The 2,340-nt window shown below is 73.6% G+C and carries 1 protein-coding gene; it reads left to right on the top strand.

Annotation, left to right across the window (positions count from 1 at the left end):
• A partial coding sequence (locus tag AB0H28_RS29980; protein ID WP_358047487.1) for an SDR family NAD(P)-dependent oxidoreductase occupies window positions 1-2,340 on the top strand: 2,340 nt, incomplete at both ends.

Below are 2,340 nucleotides of genomic sequence, written 5' to 3'. Positions count from 1 at the left end.
CCGCGATCGCGCACCTCGACTTCGCCGCGCCGCGCATCCCCGTGGTGTCCAACCTGACCGGTGAGCCGGTTGAGCAGTTCACCGCCGGCTACTGGGTGCGGCACGTGCGCGAGGCGGTGCGCTTCGCCGACGGCATGCGGTGGCTCGCCGCCCACGGCGTGACCCGCTGTGTAGAGGTGGGGCCGACCGCCGTGCTCAGCGGATCCGCCCAGGACGCCCTCGCGGACGGCCTCTGCGTGGCGACCCAACGCAAGGACCGGGACGAGACCGAGGCGCTGCTGGACGCGCTGGGTCGCCTGCACACCGCCGGCGTGAACGTGGACTGGCCGGCCATGTTCGCCGAGTGGGGCGGCACGACAGTCGACCTGCCCACGTACCCGTTCCAGCGGGACCGCTACTGGCTCACCCCGTCCGAGCCGGCACCGGCGGCCGGCGACGACGACAGCGGCTTCTGGTCGGCGGTGGAGAGCGCCGACCGGGACGGCCTCGTCGCCGAGCTGGGCCTGGCCGCCGACGACGCGGCGGCGTTGGACGGCCTGCTGCCGTCGCTGTCCGCGTGGCGTCGCCGGCGTCGTTCGCAGACCGTGGTGGAGGGTTGGCGGTACCGGGTCGGTTGGGCGCCGATGGCGGAGCCGGCTCCTGCGGTGCTGTCCGGTAGGTGGTTGGTGCTGTCCGACACGCGGGCTGACGATGTGGTGTCCGCGCTGTCGTCGGCCGGCGCCGAGGTGGCGTGTGTGCCGTCCTCGGCCGGCGCCGACGTGGTGCGGGCGGCGGCGGTCGAGGATGTACGCGGTGTGGTGTGGGTCGGCCGGGAGCCGTGGCCGCTGGTCGCCGCGGTGCAGGAGGTCACCGCCGCTGGTGTCACCGCGCCGGTGTGGGCGGTGACGCGGGGTGCGGTGGCGGTGGGTCGGTCCGAGTCGGTGACGGACGTCGCCGCGTCGACGGTGTGGGGCGTGGGTCGGGTGGCCGCGCTGGAGTTGCCGCAGTCGTGGGGTGGTCTGGTCGACGTGCCGGCGGTGCTGGGCGAGCGCGACGGTCGCCGGTTCGCGGCGGTGCTGGCCGGGGGCGGCGAGGACCAGATGGCCGTCCGCCCGTCCGGGGTGTTCGTGCGCAGGCTCCGGGCGTCCGCGCCGGTCGGATCAGTGGCTCCGGTGTCGATGTCGGGCACGGTGTTGATCACCGGTGGTACGGGTGCCTTGGGTTCCCGGGTGGCGCGCTGGGTGGTGGGGCGCGGGGCGTCGCGGGTGGTGCTGGTGTCGCGGCGGGGCGAGCAGGCTCCCGGTGCCGGCGATCTCGTGGCCGAGCTGACCGTTATGGGCGCTGAGGCTTCGGTGGTGGCGTGCGACGTCGCCGACCGGAACGCTGTTCGCGACGTGGTGGCTGGCATTGAGGATCTGGCCGGTGTGGTGCACGCGGCGGGTGTGTCGGGCATGGAGAGCCTGCTCGACGTCACCGAGGACTCGTTCGGGGCGGTGGTGTCGGGGAAGGTGTCGGGTGCGTTGCACCTGGACGAGGCAACCGCCGACCACGATCTCGATGTGTTCCTGGTGTTCTCGTCGATCGCCGGGGTGTGGGGCAGCGGCGGTCAGGCCGCGTATGCGGCCGGAAACGCGGCGTTGGACGCGCTGGTGGAGTCGCGGCGGGCCGCCGGCAAGCCGGGCACGGCGGTCGCGTGGGGTCCGTGGGCCGACGGTGGGATGGCCGGGGAGGCCGGTGCGGCGGACTATCTGGCGCGTCGTGGTCTGGCGGCGATGGACCCCGAGCTGGCGATGCAGGCCCTGGCGTTGGCCGTCGACGCCGGTGACGTGACGACGACTGTCGCGGATGTGGACTGGTCGCGGTTCGTGCCGACGTTCGCCGCGCAGCGACCGGCGCCGCTGTTCGGCGAGCTTGTCGTGGCCGAGGAGACGGTCGCGGACCGTGGGCTGACCGCTCGCCTCGCGGGTCTGTCCGAGGCCGAGCGCCGTCGGGAGTTGCTGACGTTGGTGCGGGCGCAGACCGCGAAGGCGCTGGGTTATGCGGGTGCGGGCCAGGTGGAGGCGGGGACGGCGTTCCGGGACCTGGGTATCGACTCGGTGACCGCGGTCGAGGTGAAGACCCGGATCAACGCGGCTACCGGTCTGCACCTGGGGTCGTCGCTGGTGTTCGACTACCCGACCCCGCAGATCCTCGCCGATCACCTCCTCGACACGCTGGGTCTGGCCGGCGCGGGCGATGCTCCCGCCGCCGTGGCCCAGCCGTTGACCGGCGACGACATCGTGATCGTGGGGATGGCGTGCCGGTATCCGGGTGGGGTGGAGTCGCCGGAGGATCTGTGGCGGTTGGTCGCCGGTGGCGCGG

The organism is Micromonospora sp. NPDC050980 (assembly GCF_040653835.1).
Taxonomy (GTDB): domain Bacteria; phylum Actinomycetota; class Actinomycetes; order Mycobacteriales; family Micromonosporaceae; genus Micromonospora.
This window is presented reverse-complemented; position numbering and strand designations above follow the sequence as displayed.